General features: G+C 39.1%; 11 protein-coding genes. 9 read left to right on the top strand and 2 right to left on the bottom strand.

Translation table 11 applies throughout. From position 1 onward, the window contains the following. Positions 1-196: 196 nt before the first annotated feature. Entirely contained in the window at positions 197-1,078 is an 882-nt protein-coding gene (locus tag AC1VS3_RS10695) for a diacylglycerol/lipid kinase family protein (RefSeq protein ID WP_008689779.1), read from the bottom strand. 204 nt (positions 1,079-1,282) lie between these two features. Here AC1VS3_RS10695 and AC1VS3_RS10690 point away from each other — a divergent pair, with 204 nt between their 5' ends. Genes AC1VS3_RS10690 through AC1VS3_RS10675 form a run of 4 tightly spaced genes read left to right on the top strand, consistent with a single transcriptional unit; the run spans position 1,283 to position 6,106 of the window. Continuing rightward, a complete protein-coding gene (locus AC1VS3_RS10690) occupies positions 1,283-2,047 on the top strand; it encodes a threonine/serine exporter family protein (RefSeq protein ID WP_119957647.1) in 765 nt (254 codons plus the stop codon). Position 2,048: 1 nt separating this feature from the next. Next, entirely contained in the window at positions 2,049-2,504 is a 456-nt protein-coding gene (locus AC1VS3_RS10685) for a threonine/serine exporter family protein (RefSeq protein ID WP_008689777.1), read from the top strand. Then, positions 2,494-4,794, top strand: coding sequence for a U32 family peptidase (locus tag AC1VS3_RS10680; RefSeq protein ID WP_481275645.1), 2,301 nt, complete (start codon positions 2,494-2,496; stop codon positions 4,792-4,794). The genes AC1VS3_RS10685 and AC1VS3_RS10680 overlap by 11 nt, the downstream gene beginning before the upstream one ends. Continuing rightward, positions 4,784-6,106, top strand: a complete 1,323-nt coding sequence (locus tag AC1VS3_RS10675) for an MATE family efflux transporter (protein ID WP_008689775.1) — start codon at positions 4,784-4,786, stop codon at positions 6,104-6,106. The genes AC1VS3_RS10680 and AC1VS3_RS10675 overlap by 11 nt, the downstream gene beginning before the upstream one ends. A gap of 139 nt (positions 6,107-6,245) precedes the next feature. On the opposite strand, the gene AC1VS3_RS10670 is transcribed toward AC1VS3_RS10675, so the two are convergent. After that, on the bottom strand, positions 6,246-7,751 hold the full coding sequence (locus tag AC1VS3_RS10670; RefSeq protein WP_008689774.1) for an FAD-dependent oxidoreductase: 1,506 nt from the start codon (positions 7,749-7,751) through the stop codon (positions 6,246-6,248). 253 nt (positions 7,752-8,004) lie between these two features. Here AC1VS3_RS10670 and AC1VS3_RS10665 point away from each other — a divergent pair, with 253 nt between their 5' ends. The 5 genes from AC1VS3_RS10665 (at position 8,005) to AC1VS3_RS10645 (ending at position 15,220) form a co-directional block, all read left to right on the top strand. Continuing rightward, a complete protein-coding gene (locus tag AC1VS3_RS10665; RefSeq protein ID WP_008689772.1) occupies positions 8,005-9,540 on the top strand; it encodes an ATP-binding cassette domain-containing protein in 1,536 nt (511 codons plus the stop codon). 127 nt (positions 9,541-9,667) lie between these two features. Continuing rightward, on the top strand, positions 9,668-11,380 hold the full coding sequence (locus tag AC1VS3_RS10660) for a molecular chaperone HscC (RefSeq protein WP_008689770.1): 1,713 nt from the start codon (positions 9,668-9,670) through the stop codon (positions 11,378-11,380). A gap of 12 nt (positions 11,381-11,392) precedes the next feature. Beyond that, entirely contained in the window at positions 11,393-13,171 is a 1,779-nt protein-coding gene (locus AC1VS3_RS10655) for a DnaJ domain-containing protein (protein WP_481275644.1), read from the top strand. Between the two features lie 193 nt (positions 13,172-13,364). After that, positions 13,365-13,793, top strand: coding sequence for a MarR family winged helix-turn-helix transcriptional regulator (locus tag AC1VS3_RS10650; protein WP_008689766.1), 429 nt, complete (start codon positions 13,365-13,367; stop codon positions 13,791-13,793). 11 nt (positions 13,794-13,804) lie between these two features. Then, on the top strand, positions 13,805-15,220 hold the full coding sequence (locus AC1VS3_RS10645) for an MATE family efflux transporter (protein WP_008689763.1): 1,416 nt from the start codon (positions 13,805-13,807) through the stop codon (positions 15,218-15,220). The last annotated feature ends 178 nt before the right edge of the window (positions 15,221-15,398 follow it).

Raw genomic sequence — 15,398 nt, 5'->3', positions numbered from 1 at the left:
GGAACCGTACGTACGGTGGTGTGAGAGGGTGATTTATTTCACCCTACTCGATTTGATAAGGTTAAGTGTTTTAGCATACTTTTACGTTTGTATGGGGAATATTTGATATTATGAATGGTGTGATAAAAGCGTAAAAAATTGCTTATCTTTATCATCATGATCAATGGAAAGAATTCTGTTATTTCTCTGCATCGTGTTATAGCAGTATGGTAATCGCTTTATGATGATTTTGGATCTTGGCACAATGCACGCTTCCTCCATCTTCTCCATCTAAGGTCCATGGTATTGCTTGATCACAAGTAATCGTCAAAGCAGAAGTTGTCAGAAAATGCATCCAGGTAGTATTTACTTCGCGTTTTAATAAGGCCGTTATAATATTTTGCACATCTAATAGATTATTCGGTACGCGCAGTAAAAGTACTTCAAATAAACCATCATCTAATTTGGCATGTTCCCCGGTGATAGAAGTAAAGCCTGCCACATAACGTGAATTGGTTATACAGCCAAAGATACAATCCTCCTCAATACGCATATCTTTTGTTTCTAAAACTATATGATAACGTGGGATATGGGTCAGCTGCTTAATGCCTTCCAAAAAATAAGCAGCCTTGCCAAAGGTGTTTTTACTTCCTTGAGGTGTCGAATAGGAGATTTCGGTGAACAGACCAAAGGCGGCAACATAGGTGAAATAGCGTTTGTTGAACTGACCGATATCACAAGCAAAAGGCGTTGGTGTTGCCAGATGTTCCATCAGCTTACCAGGACTTTTTGCTAATTTCAGTGTTGAGGCAAAATCATTAACGGTTCCCGTTGGAAGATAAGCGACTGCCGGTTTTTGTGCCACCTTCATTAGACCGCTGATAACTTCATTCCATGTGCCATCTCCTCCACAGCATAACAGTAAATCAAATTGTTCGGCCTTTTCTTCAACCAATTGGCGTGCATGGTTACCATACTGTGTCACAAATACCTTGACTTCATCTTCCATAGCACAAAATGCATTGCATAAGGTAAATAAATTTGCTTTGGCATTTCCTTTACCGGCTTTTGGATTGACAATAAGCATGACTTGCCGCATGGTATCACCTCCTGCATATAACTAACATTATAATGAAAAAGGCCAAAAATTACCAATAATTTATCGTAATCTTTTTCTATTCGTTCATGTAGCAGTCAAACTTACGCATATATATAAGCAGACGTAATTGAAAATTCAAAGAAAAAAGGTTTCTTTTTTGACCCCATTTCGATATACTGTTTAAGGAAAGAAAGAAGTGAAAGAATGAAGAGTGATCAACTGCTGAATGTCGTAGGATATGCCGGTAAATTATTAATTGAGAGTGGAGCGGAAATCTATCGGGTGGAAGAAACCATGGTCCGCCTATGCCACAGTTTTCATGAGGTACAGGATGCGGAAAGTTTTGTTACGCCAACCGGTATCATGTTGTCAATCACGGTGGATGGTAAGACTTCGACAAAAATCATGCGCGTACATTCAAGAGGGGTCGATCTAAATTGCATTGACCGTATCAATGCATTGTCAAGAAGAGCGAGTGAAACTGCTTTTTCTTTAGAAGAATTGAATCAACAATTGCAGGAAATTGGTCGAAAAGAGCGTTATTCATTTGGGATGACCTTACTATTCAGTGCGCTTAGTGCAGGAGGTTTTGCCATCTTCTTTCAAGGCAGTATGTTAGAGGCAGGCTGTGCCTTTTTCATCGGTTTGATTATTAAAGCAATTACGTGGTTTATGGAACAGCGAGATTTAAATAATTTTTTCATTAATGCGATTGGAGCGGCTTTTGCGGCGATGGTTGCATTAGGTCTGCATAAGTTGTTAGCGAATACGGATGTTGATATTATGATTATTTCCAGCATTATGTTATTAGTGCCGGGACTGGCAATCACCAACGCCATACGGGATACGGTTGCCGGTGATTATTTATCCGGAGTTGCCAGAGCCTGTGAAGCATTTTTAGTGGCGATTGCCATTGCGGTAGGCATCGGTTTTATCTTAAGTATTTTCATGGTACAAGGAGGTGTCTGATATGCTGAATCTGGGCAGTGTGATGATTTCCAGTTTTCTTGCCAGCTTAGGATTTGGGGTGTTATTTAATATCAAAGGAAATAAATTATTACTAGCTGGTATTGGCGGCAGTATTGGCGGTGTTGTGTATCAATTGTCCATGCAGTATGGCTGTAGTGAAATGATGGCGATGTTTTTGGGATCTATCGCTTTTTCACTTTATTCAGAAATCTTAGCACGTATCTGTAAGACACCGGTCACGACCTTTATCATTTGCGCCTTAATTCCTTTGGTACCCGGTGGTGGTATGTATCGCATGATGTTACAGGCGATCCAGGGACATGTAGATGAGGCATTAAATATTGGCTTAGATACGATTAGTATTGCAGGCGTTTTGGTGTTAGGTATCTTAATGGTTTCAACAATCATGCGCTCAGTTTTTAAAACGAAACGGCAGGTGAAAAGAAGTGAGAACTAATGTGGAATTATTAGCTCCGGCAGGAAGCTTTGAGGCATTGCAGGCAGCCGTTCAAAATGGTTGTGATGCAGTATATTTAGGAGGAACTATGTTTGGCGCAAGAGCATTTGCGCATAATTTTGATGATACGCAGATGGAAACGGCAGTTAAATATGCACATGTATATGGTGTGCGGGTATATGTAACCGTGAATACACTGCTTTATGAGAAGGAAATGGAAGAAGTCATAGCGTATGTAAAACGTTTGCAGGATATGGATGTCGATGCTTTGATCATTCAGGATGTCGGCTTATTTACCTTGCTGCATGAGCGATTTCCGGATATGGAGTTACATGCATCTACACAGATGCATATTCATAATCCGCAAGGCATTGCGATGTTACAGAAAATGGGGGCAGCCAGAGTGGTTGTTCCAAGAGAAACAACGATTGAAGAAATTCGCGAATATGCAAAACTTGGCGTAGATTTGGAAGTGTTTGTACAAGGGGCTTTATGTGTATCGTATTCCGGGCAGTGTCTGATGTCTTCTCTGACTTTGGCACGCAGTGGAAATCGAGGAGAATGTGCCCAATCCTGTCGAATGCAATATACATTGGAAGAAGATCATCATGGTTTACACAAAGAAATCACGACCAAAGGGCAGTATTTGTTAAGCCCAAAGGATTTAAATACCTTAGAACAAGTACCAACCTTAATTGAGGCAGGGATAGCATCCTTTAAGATTGAAGGCAGAATGAAGCGTCCAGAATATGTAGCCTTAATGTGTGCCTTATATCGTAAAGCAATAGATGCGTATACTCGTAAGGAAACGTTTCATGTAGATGCTGCTATGAAACAGGAAATGGAAAAAGTGTTTCATCGTGGCTTTACCAGCGGACATCTCTTTCACCAGGTTGGAAGTGCGTTAATGAATCCGCTGCGTCCCAATCATATGGGCGTGCGTGCAGGTATCATTGAACAGATCAGCAAAGATAAGATGACCGTAAAATTGGTAGATGATTTACATCAAGGAGATGGTGTGCGTATTTTGAAAGCCAAAGGGGATGAGGGCTTTCGTGTCAATCGTATGTATCAAAATGGCTTATTAGTGAATCACGCAAAAAAGAATGAACGCATTCAATTGGATAAAACCGGTTATGTGGAAAAAGGCAGTATATTGTTAAAGACGAGTGATTGTCAACAGCTGGAAGCTTTGCGAGCATCCTATGAGCAGCGTTCACGTACCATTCCCATTCAAGCATCCTTTTCCATGCAGCTTCAGAAAAAAGCAAAATTGATCGTTAAAGATGAGCAACAGCATCAAGTGGAAGTCTTTTCCGATATGCCATGTGAAAAAGCAATGAAAACCCCTTTATCTAAGGAACGCATCCTGGCACAACTACAAAAAACAAAGGATACGCCATTTGCTATCAGCTGCTGTGATATGAGTGATGTTACAAGTGATGGCATTTTGCCTATTAAGGAATTGAATCGCATGCGCAGAAAGGCATTGGAGCAATTGCAGAAACTGCGTGAAGTACGAAATGGTGTTCGACGTTTTGCAGAAGAAAAAGCAAAGGTTATCGCTTTGCCATCAATGCGTGAAGTCATGATTGTCGTACATACAAAAGAACAATATGAAGTATGTCGTGAAGAAGGTTTTTCTTCTATTTACATAGCGGATGTCAGCTTATATCAAACTTTACGACAAGCCAATGAAACAGTCTATTTACGTGAAGAGCGCGTAAAAAAAGATGCTTATACACAACCTCATACTTTAATTCAAGAAACGGCAGGATTAAGTTTTGCTCAAGCTCATGCCGGAGATACTTCTTTGAATATCACAAATTCTTATAGCGCTGCTTTTGCCTTTGCAAACGGTGTGGACATTCTTACCTTATCAGTGGAACATACCCCGGATACCATACAGGAATTAACCACGGCATTTCAAAAGTGTTATCATAGAACAGGCAATTTTGCTGTACAACTATATGGTCATGTGGAATTGATGCTGAGTGAATATTGCCCGATACAGGCATGTCTAAAGGATGATGGTAAGAAACAGTGTGGTTTATGTCGAAAAGCAACACGCTATAATCTGAAGGATTTGAAAGGGCATCGCTATCCGATTTTAAGTGATGTACACTGTCGTATACATTTATTGAGTGAGGATGCCTATGATCATATCGCAGAATGGAAGGCGTATCAAAAGCTTGGTATCACTTCGGCACTTATTGTCTTTACGATAGAAGATGCGCATAAGACACGACGTGTTTTGCGGAAAGTGAAGGAACAGGTTCATGTCGACTAAGGTATCTTCAAATCGGCTATTGAATGATCGTGTGCATCGGCTATATCTGCATTATCTTTTCCCTACGCTGATTGCGATGGCGAGCAATTCCTTGTATTGCCTGGCAGATGTCTTCTTTATTTCCAAAGGTGCCGGCAGTACCGGTTTAGCGGCATTGAATATCGCTATGCCATTGTTTACACTATATTCTGCTATCGGCTTAACATTTGGAGTTGGGGGAGCTACGATCATGTCCATTGCGGAAGGAACAGGACATATGCAAGAAAGAAATCAGGCATTTACTTGCAGTGTGTTGGGCATGAGTGTAATAGGATTGTTTATTGCGGTTTTTGGGACGATATTTGCTCAACCTTTTGCCTACATGTTAGGAAGCAGTCAAGAGCTTTTGCCACATGTTATGGAATATATGCGTCCAATCAATGCTTGTGCCATGTTTTTTGTCATTAATTATGCCGGCAGTATCTTATTACGTAATGATCATGCCCCCAAGCTTGCCATGCAGGCTACCTTATGTGGCAATATTACGAATATCATCTTAGATTATCTTTTGGTCATGGTCTTTGGCATGGGGCTTTTTGGTGCTTCCATTGCGACTGCTTTATCAGCCGTATTAAGTTTATTGTTTATGTTGCCACATTTTTTCTTTAAGCAAAATACGGTGCACTTTTGTAAGAATATCTTTTCTATTGAAGTATGGAAACGTATGCTGATGAATGGAGCCGGTAGCGGTGTGTTGGAAATCAGTGCCGGAAGCGTAGTGCTCATTTTTAATTATGTTATTGTCCAAGAGGCAGATCAGCTATTCTTAGCTGCTTATGCCATCGTCACCAATATCGCTTATGTTACCAAAGGGTTATTAAATGGCTTTGCCCAGGCCGCACAGCCAATTATATCGACGAATTATGGGGCAAGACAAAAAAAGCGGACCCAGCAGGCATTTCATATATCCTTAATTGCCAGCTCTCTTTTTGCGTTACTTTTATACATCCTTTTTCTCCTTTTTCCTAACACTGTGGCTGCCATTTTCAGTGATGGAGATATGCAGCTTATTGCCAGTGCCGGGGATGGCATTCGCTTTTATTTTACAAGCTTGTTTTTTACGGCCATCATCACCATGATTCTATATTATTTGCAAGCCATTGAATGTAGCCGTGCTGCTACTATTTTGGCTCTTTTGAAAGGATTTGTCTTTGTGATCATATCATTATTTATCATGGTCCATCTATTTGGGATGAATGGCATTTGGTTTACGATTACGCTGGCAGAAGGATTGGCAGTACTCAGTGGTTTCTGGCTGTTAAAAAAGTTATGAAAAATTGATAATAAAATACAGTCGTTGTATCGTTATGTAGAAAATATAAGAAAAACACCCTTCGCTTACCTGTTCGCAAAACAGCAGTCTTCTTAAAGGGTGTTTTCTTATGTCTTTATGAAGGAGTAATTTTAAAAGATCAATCAATAATATGCGGATCAATCTCATTGAATCCTTCGCCGTAACGATGTAGACGATAGGTAGCCGGTCCTTTGATCAATTCACCGGTATAGGAAAAACGAGAACCATGACATGGACAATCCCAGGTCTTATCCATGGCGTTAAAATGGCAAACACAACCTAAATGCGGACAAGTCACATCGACGATATGCAGAATTTCTTCCTCATCACGATATACACCATAAGTATGATCATCAATCTGCACTAGTTTCCCTTCACCGATATCAGGATATTGGTCATCGGGATGTTTAAATTTACCTTTAATAAATTCATAGGCAACGTTTAGATTTTCCTTTACAAAAGGTAGGGAGAAGATATCCGACATCCGTTGTGGTGTAAATATTACGCGATATTGGCTGCGTTTACCTAGTGCATGTGCACATAAAAGCTTTCCGGCGATATTTGCACTGGTATTGCCCCATTTAGAAAAACCGCTGGCAAATAACAAGTTTTCATTATGCTTATCTAATTTACCAATGAAGGGGATATGGTCAAAAGAGATATAATCTGAATTGCTCCAACCGGCTTTTACATCACCAATGCTAGAACTTTGGGCAGCTTCTTTGAGCATTTCCTGCAAATCGCTGCTATCCTGCTGACCGCTTTTACCGCTGTTTCCTCCGATTAAAATGCCATCTCTGATGGAGTTCCAGGAACGCATCGGGGTATCGATTGATAATGCCGTACAGTCTTCTCCATGATAGTCACAAAGTAAAATTGTTTCTTGATCACAGCGCATGCGGGCGAAGTAGAAATGTCCATGATCCAATATAGGAAACTGCGTGGCAAGAATGACTTTTTTAGCATGAATACGTTGATTGTTACAAAGCAGTGTATAACTGCCATCTGCTTCTTCTTGCAAGTCACTCACGGGAGAATGCTCATAAAGTGAAACGCCTGCATCACGAAGCACCTTAGCCAAACCGCAAGCATATGCATAAGGATCATACACTGCCTGATAATGCATGATAAGTCCAGCTTTCATCGCAAAAGGCGTTGTTTGTTTTTCCACATAGGTACAAGGAATATGCAGATCCAAATACACTTGATATTCATCTTGCAACTGGGCAATTTGTACATCATCATTTGTATATAGCATCGTATCACAACGATGAAAATCGCAATCAATCCCATGCTCCTGAATGATTTCTTCGATGGAAGTGATTGCTTCTTCATTTGCATGATAGTATAATCGCGCAAAATGTTTGTCATAGCTTTCTAATAAATGACGATAGATTAAGCCATGCTGCGATGTGACCTTTCCCGTATTGCGCCCGCTGGCTCCACGACCAATTTCCTCAGCCTCTAAAACAATGATGTCTTCTTTTGCTCTAGAAAGATAATAAGCGCTGCTTAACCCACATAAACCACCACCGATAATGACAATATTCGTATCCAATTCCTTTGTGACTTGCGGAAATTGGAGCTGTTGTTTTTGTTTGTTGATCCAATAAGAATCGTTCATGCTCTCACCTCGTTATCCTTTATCATGCCCCATACATGGTTTTTTATAAGTTGACATTCATTTTTATTTACGCTATCATAAAAAGCAAGATGAAGGAGTGATAGGATGTACAATCGATAATGAAACTTAAAAATGAATCCGTAAACAGAATCGTTTTTGTCGTGTCATTATCGTATGATCACTTATCCTGATGAACAATCACACAAAGAACGTCTGACGTTCTTTTCTTTTGTGTCAAAAGGAGGTATGTCCATTGCTTATTCTAAAAGATGTTACAATAAAAGATCAAAAGAATCATATATTACTTGATAAATTTAATTATTCCCTGGGAAATGAAGATAAGGTAGGAATTATCGGTGAAGAGGGAAATGGAAAATCAACCTTATTAAAAGCAATTTATAATACAAAACAAATAGAAGACTATGCAGAGGTAAGTGGAACGATTATTACAGACATGAAACATATCGGCTATTTTGAACAACAGTTAAATGACAAATGGCAGGAAAGCTATGTATATGAATATGTTTTAAAAAATGATGTTGCGGATATCATAGAAGCAGAAGACTATAATCGCCTAAAAGAATTTGAACAATTATGTCATCAGGTACATCTGGATGCCACCTGTTTGACATCAGAACAAAAAATCAAAACGTTAAGCGGTGGAGAAAAGGTTAAACTTCAACTGATAAAGTTGCTAGCCAGTCATCCGGAGCTATTACTTTTCGATGAGCCGACCAATGATTTGGACATTGAAACACTGGAATGGTTGGAACAATTCATCGTTCAACAGACAATACCGGTTATTTTTATATCACACGATGAAACATTATTGGAACATGCGGCCAATGTCATCATCCATCTGGAACAGCGAAATAAGAAAACAAAATGTGTGCATACGATCTATCGTGGTACCTATCAAGAGTATGTTAACAGCAGAGCAATGAAATTAAATAAAGAAGCCGCCTTAGCTTCGAAAGAACAGTTGGAATATCAAAAAAAGATGATCAAATTGAACGATATGCGTAATGCGGTACATGATGCATTGAATGATACGGTGCGCAACCCATCCATGGGGCAATTATTGAAAAAGAAAATGAAAAATATCAAGGCACTGGAAAACCGTCATGAAAGAGATGGGGTTCATAAGGTGGATACAGTAGAAGAAGCCATTGATGTCTATTTTGAAGCAACACCTTTACCGGCTGCGAAAATAGTTATGCAGTATCAGCTAAAGGAATTGCGCATACAAGAAAGAATACTGTTACAAGATGTTGATTTATTGATAAAGGGGCAAGCAAAAGTGGTAATTACAGGACGCAATGGCTGTGGAAAAAGTTTATTATTGAAAAGACTTTATGAAGAAATCAAGCTGCGCGATGATCTTAAGGTTGGGTATATGCCGCAAGCATACGCACAATGTTTTCAAGAACATGAGACACCTATTCAATTTCTCTTGGAAGAAGGTGATCAAAAGGATGTTACCAGAGCCAGAGAATTACTAGGAAGAATGAAATTTACGAGTGATGAAATGATACATTCCCTCATGGAATTAAGTGAAGGACAAAAAGCAAAAGTGTATCTTTTACGCTTCATTAAAACCAATTGCAATGTCTTACTGTTAGATGAGCCGACCCGCAATTTATCACCACTTACAAATCCGCTTCTTCGTCAGATCTTAAAGGAATTTAAAGGCTGTATCCTTGCGGTATCACATGATCGTAAGTTCATAGAAGAGGTTTTTACAACGCGATATCAAATCGTCGGGCAAAGGCTCATAAGATGGAAGTGATTATGATAGAGTAATGCCATAAACATGCGATAAGAAAATGTGAAAATTTTACTCATGTGCAAAGGGTATGATAAAATAAAAAAGCAAATGGATACACGCCTTCGTAGTTAAGAGAGGAAGATTTTATATGGCAATTATTGGAATAGATTTAGGTACAACCAATTCATTGGCCTGTGTTTGGCGAAATAACAAAGCAGAATTGATCCCAAATGCATTAGGGGAATATATAACACCAAGTGTCGTCAGTGTAAAGGATGATGAAATCTTAGTAGGACGATTAGCAAAGGAACGTCTGATTACCCATCCCCAAGACAGTGTTGCTGCGTTTAAGCGGGACATGGGTACAGCCAAGCAATATACGTTAGGTAATAAGACATTTAAACCTGAAGAGTTAAGTTCTTTTATCCTACGCCAACTGATTGAAGATGCAAAAATGTATTTGCAGGAAGACATCGAAGAGGTCATTATCAGTGTGCCGGCATATTTTAACGATGATCAGCGTTGGGCGACAAAGACAGCAGGGGCATTGGCGCAAGTAAAAGTGGAACGAATTATCAATGAGCCAAGTGCTGCTGCGTTAGCACAGCATATTCATGATGATGGGGAAGACAAAACTTTTCTCATTATCGATTTTGGTGGTGGTACTTTAGATATTTCCGTTGTAGATGCTTTTGATAATGTGATTGAAATAGCTGCGGTTGCCGGCGATAATCATTTAGGTGGGGAAGATTTTAACACCGTGATCGCTGAAGCCTTTTTAAGGGAACATGGTCTGTATGCTACAGATATCAGTGTCCAGGAAAAAGCGATGTTAATGAAGCAGGCAGAAATATGCAAACGTAAACTGAGTGAACAGGATGAGGTGAACATGAAAGTACGCATCCATGATACGCTTTTGAGTATGAAACTTACAAATCAGCAGCTGATTCTGTTGGGTAATAGCATCTTAACACGGATGGAAGGTCCCTTAAAACAAGCATTAAAGGATGCTGGTGATGATATTGGAGATATTGATGATATCATCCTTGTCGGGGGCTCTTGTAAGATGCCAGTCGTTCAGCATTATATAGAATATCTGACTAAGCATACCGTAACTATGCACTTGGATCCGGATAAGGCGATTGCTTATGGATGTGGAACAGCAGCCGGTATTAAAGAACGCAATCAAGAAATCAAAGATATGCTCCTTAGTGATATCTGTCCCTTCACTTTAGGCACTGCTATATATCCCGACGGGCTGAAGGATGCAATTATGAGTCCTTTGATTGAACGTAACAGTGTATTGCCATGTAGTCGGGAATCTTTGTATACGACTATACATGATCAACAAGAAGTCATTGATTTTGAAATTTATCAGGGAGAACATTACCATGCAGAAGATAATCTGTTATTAGGCAATTTAGAAGTTAAGGTACCACCCAATAAAAAAGGTAAGGAAATCGTAAAGGTTCGTCTAACTTATGATATAAATGGCATTTTAGAGGTGGATGCCTTTGTAATTTCTACCCGGCAAAGTTTTCATAAGATGATCTTATCGAAAAATAATCGTATGAGTGAGGCAGAAATTAAGCAAAAGCTCCAAGCATTAAAGGAGTTGAAGATACATCCACGTGATAAAGAACGTAATCGCTTATTACTGGCACGTGGTGAACGAATGTTTTTAGAACTTGTAAAAGAAGAACGTCAAATGGTAGCAGATCTGATGCGCTATTTTGAACAGGTATTGGAAAGTCAGAATGAACGTGCGATTGATCATGCTTATCATGAAGTCAGCCGACGCCTGGATAGCATAGAAGGGGATGGGGATACAACGACGATTCCTCGTTATTTTCAAGCATAGGGGGAATGAAGTATGAAATCTTGTTGGGAAATTTTAGCAATCACAGAAACAACAGATCTAAAAGCCATTAAAAAAGCCTATAGTAAAATGGTGAGACAATATCATCCTGAAGATGACCCCGAAATGTATCAAACGATACGCCAAGCTTATGAAAGCGCCCTAAAAATAGCCAAACAAAGCGCTATGTCGCAATCTGCAGAAAGTAACAATCAAGCGGAACATGAAGATATGCATAGCATCTATGAAAGGTTATTTGCTTTTGAAAAAGAGGAAGTTCATGCGAATGATGATGAAGAAGCGTACAAAGATGTTTTTGATGTATTGCAGTATATACAAAATAACTTTGTTGAAAAGTGGAAACAGCTCTATGAAACACAAGCCACATACAATGAATGGGAACAATTTTTTCAAGAGTATAAAGGTTTTGAAGACTATTTATTCGAAGCGTTAGAGGAATTAATACCATATCATAAAGACAATTGCGTATTTTCATGCGATACAGCGCTTCTTCTACGCTTGCGTCTTTCACTCTATCAATTTAAAAGAATAGAAACAAGCGTTCCTATCGAAGCCTTTGATGAACAATTAAAAAGGCAGACGATGATGGAGCTAAAGACACCGACTGCTGTTTTGCTGTCCATAAAAGAAAAGTATTTCTATGCACTTTTGCATCTCGTATTGATGGATTGGGCAGCACTCGACCAAAGTCCGCTGCGAACACAGCCATCCAGCTGGCAAGCTTTTTTTAAGACAGTAAGTTTTCAGCTGGTGAAACAAGAAGCTAAATTCCATGAACTCTTATGGAAGACATTGGATCGTCCAAAGCCACTTCAAAGCGAGGTACAACAGATGATGCAAGAGCAGCTTTCCTTGCCAAAGGAAAGTGAAGTGCTTGCTCATATAAGTGGAAAATGTTTTGACATAGTTGATTTCTCTGATTTGATGAGTAAACAAAGACCTGTTGAAGATACGGTGTTGGAGCGATGGATAATGCTGAGTGAATCAACTAAACGAAACGATACAGCGGTATGGATAACCTTTTTAAGTACGAATGCCTTTTTAGAAGCTAGGACAAATGGGCAATTCTTAAAACGCTTATCAGAGTATATCTTACCAAAGAAACGATATCGTCAATCTATCAAAGATCTTATGGATAGACAATTAAAATTATCATCCTATTTACTGTCTATCCAAAACAAAGCAGCGCAAGGTATCCCACCTGAGCAAGACGTAAAGAAAGCTGTCTTTCAATTGCATCAGTACTTGTCGAAAAGCAGAAAAGTACAGACTCCATCTAAATTACCATATATCATTGCAGTGGCCGTATTGTTTAGCATTATGACTGCTATGAATTACCAAGCAAAAGAGGAAAAAGATAGAATGAAGGAGTATAGCAATATTGTTCATTCTAGTTTTGATGAAAATATATATGATTTAGGCTTTATCATTTATGTCGAAGAAAAAGAAGGTAAAAAGATTTTGATGCAGGGTGATGAAGAATTGCTAGAAGTTAAAGATTATCGTAACAATAAAAGTAATTATCGCATTGTGAAGCTTAAAGACGGTTGGCATTTTTATGACCTTGCATATCGTCAAGTCATGGATGAGGTATATGATGACATTTTGGTTGTGAAAGGCAAAGATGGGGAGAGTGAATATTATGCAGCTTGTCTGCATGGTAAATGTGCCCTTTACGATGAACAATTAATAAGAGTAGAAGACTATAAATATATGAAGGATGATTTCCAAGGAAAATACTATGCTGATGGAAAACTGCATGATAAAAAATAAAATGTGATGAAAGGCTGCGCATACATCGGAAGCAAAGATGTTGGCAGCTTTTTTCATTTACTGATGAAAATATATATGACTTTACTGAAGCAAGACATCGTCAAAAAATCTTACATTTTATGGTTGCGTATGCAACTTTCATACGGTATAATACAATAGTTGTTTATGCAACGGTAAGTTAAGAGGTGATGAAATGCCTGCTATTAGTAAATATTCTTCCATGGTATATCGGCTAAGTCAGATTTATTTCGATGAACAACTGGCACCCTATCATATTGGCTGTGGACAGCAGTTTTTTCTATTACATATCTATCGTCATCCGGGGATTAATCAATATGAGCTTGCATATCAAGATCATTATGATAAAGGAACGACGGCCAGAGCAGTAAAAAAATTAGAGGAGCAGGGTTACGTATTGCGACGCAGTGATGAACATGATCGTCGTATCACGAAACTGTATGTGACAAAAAAAGGTGAGGCCATTGTTGAGATGATCAATCAAGTGCTTGCTGATTGGCATGCGATCATCACAGATGGGTTAAGTGATGAAGAATGCGAAGTTACAGCGCGCCTCATGGGAAGAGTAGCAGCGAATGCAGCTGCTTTCGTTAAAAAGAAATAAGGAGGGAATCTATGGAACAACATGTACATCCAAAAACAAGAAATCCATTAGGGTATCAGCCGATTGGACGGCTGTTAATGCGTTTTGCTATTCCCAGTGTCATCAGTATGCTGGTGAATGCATTATATAATATTGTTGATCAAATTTTCATCGGGCAAGGTGTTGGTTATCTGGGAAATGCCGCAACAACGGTCACATTTCCTTTGATGACAATTCTTTTGGCAATAGGCACGATGTTGGGAGCCGGTGGTAGTGCTTATGCGGCAATCAAATTAGGGGAAAAGAAAGAAGACGAAGCCGAAAATACATTGGGAAATGAATTTTTGATGCTGTTGGTCATCGGTCTTTTGATTACTGTAATTGGTTTAGTCTTCTTAGAACCTATATTAAACTTATTTGGCGCAACACCGAAAAATATGGCCTATTCGAAAGACTATGCAAGCATTATTTTGTTAGGATCTACGTTTAATTTGTTAGGTATCGGATTATCCAATATGGCAAGAACGGATGGCAGTCCTAATGTCGCCATGTATAGTATGCTGGCAGGTGCTATTTTAAACACGATGCTCGATCCATTTTATATTTTTGTCTTGCATTGGGGAGTAAAAGGTGCTGCGATTGCGACCATAACATCACAAATCATTGGTGCTGTCATCTTACTATATTATTTCTTGAAAAAAGGTCATATGCGTTTACGCTTTGATCATATGAAGTTAAAATCATCCATCTGTAAAGCGATTTTCGCATTAGGAATCTCTAGTTGTATTACACAGACAGCAGCGACAATTATGCAGGTTGTCATGAATAACTCTTTGGTATATTATGGTGATATGACATCGACCGGTGGAGATGTGGCATTAAGTGCTATGGGCATTGTCTTAAAGGTTTCGATGATCATTACTGCTATTTGTGTGGGCATTGGTATTGGTGCGCAACCCATTTTGGGATTTAATAAAGGCGCAAATCAACCAAAGCGCATTAAAAGTACTTATAAGCGTGCGGCTGGTATTGCGACAATTACTTCCATTGTTGGCTGGTTGTTATGCATTACCATTCCTCATATCATATTATCTTTATTTGGCAGTGGCAATGCGACATTTACCGAATTTGCTATCCGCTGTATGCGTATCTTTATGATGGGAATCTTTTGTGCAGGGTTCCAGATAACAGCGACAAGCTATTTTCAGGCAACCGGGCAGCCATTAAAGGCGAGTGTCTTATCGATGATGCGGCAATTGATCTTATTGATCCCTTTAATTTTAATCTTACCTATGATCTTTGGTTTAAATGGTATTTTATATGCCGGTCCGATAGCCGATATAACAAGTGGTATTGTTGTATTCGGTTTTATCTCTCATGAAATGAAGAAATTGGACAAGCAGATTGAGGATGAAGATGGAAAAGAAGAATTAGGGGTACTGGAATAGACTATTAAGAAACAGAAGCTAAAAGATAGGAAAATCTGATTCTCATAATCCTTTATGAACGCGCATGTAAGGATACTGCCTTATATCGCATAAGCAATGAAGAGTGGCAATTGCCACTTTTTTATTGTGTGGCGGGCATGCCACATATCTAGGGTGAAAATCCCTCGGGGCGTAGTTA

It is taken from the genome of Longicatena sp. (assembly GCF_982403165.1).
This window is presented reverse-complemented; position numbering and strand designations above follow the sequence as displayed.

What these genes read in the sequence shown, in the direction of transcription:
- AC1VS3_RS10655 (WP_481275644.1), top strand. Translation starts at nt 11,393, where the DNA reads ATGAAATCTTGTTGGGAAATTTTAGCAATCACAGAAACAACAGATCTA.
- AC1VS3_RS10685 (WP_008689777.1), top strand. Translation starts at nt 2,049, where the DNA reads ATGCTGAATCTGGGCAGTGTGATGATTTCCAGTTTTCTTGCCAGCTTA.
- AC1VS3_RS10675 (WP_008689775.1), top strand. Translation starts at nt 4,784, where the DNA reads ATGTCGACTAAGGTATCTTCAAATCGGCTATTGAATGATCGTGTGCAT.
- AC1VS3_RS10660 (WP_008689770.1), top strand. Translation starts at nt 9,668, where the DNA reads ATGGCAATTATTGGAATAGATTTAGGTACAACCAATTCATTGGCCTGT.
- AC1VS3_RS10690 (WP_119957647.1), top strand. Translation starts at nt 1,283, where the DNA reads ATGAAGAGTGATCAACTGCTGAATGTCGTAGGATATGCCGGTAAATTA.
- AC1VS3_RS10695 (WP_008689779.1), bottom strand. Translation starts at nt 1,078, where the DNA reads ATGCGGCAAGTCATGCTTATTGTCAATCCAAAAGCCGGTAAAGGAAAT.
- AC1VS3_RS10650 (WP_008689766.1), top strand. Translation starts at nt 13,365, where the DNA reads ATGCCTGCTATTAGTAAATATTCTTCCATGGTATATCGGCTAAGTCAG.
- AC1VS3_RS10670 (WP_008689774.1), bottom strand. Translation starts at nt 7,751, where the DNA reads ATGAACGATTCTTATTGGATCAACAAACAAAAACAACAGCTCCAATTT.
- AC1VS3_RS10645 (WP_008689763.1), top strand. Translation starts at nt 13,805, where the DNA reads ATGGAACAACATGTACATCCAAAAACAAGAAATCCATTAGGGTATCAG.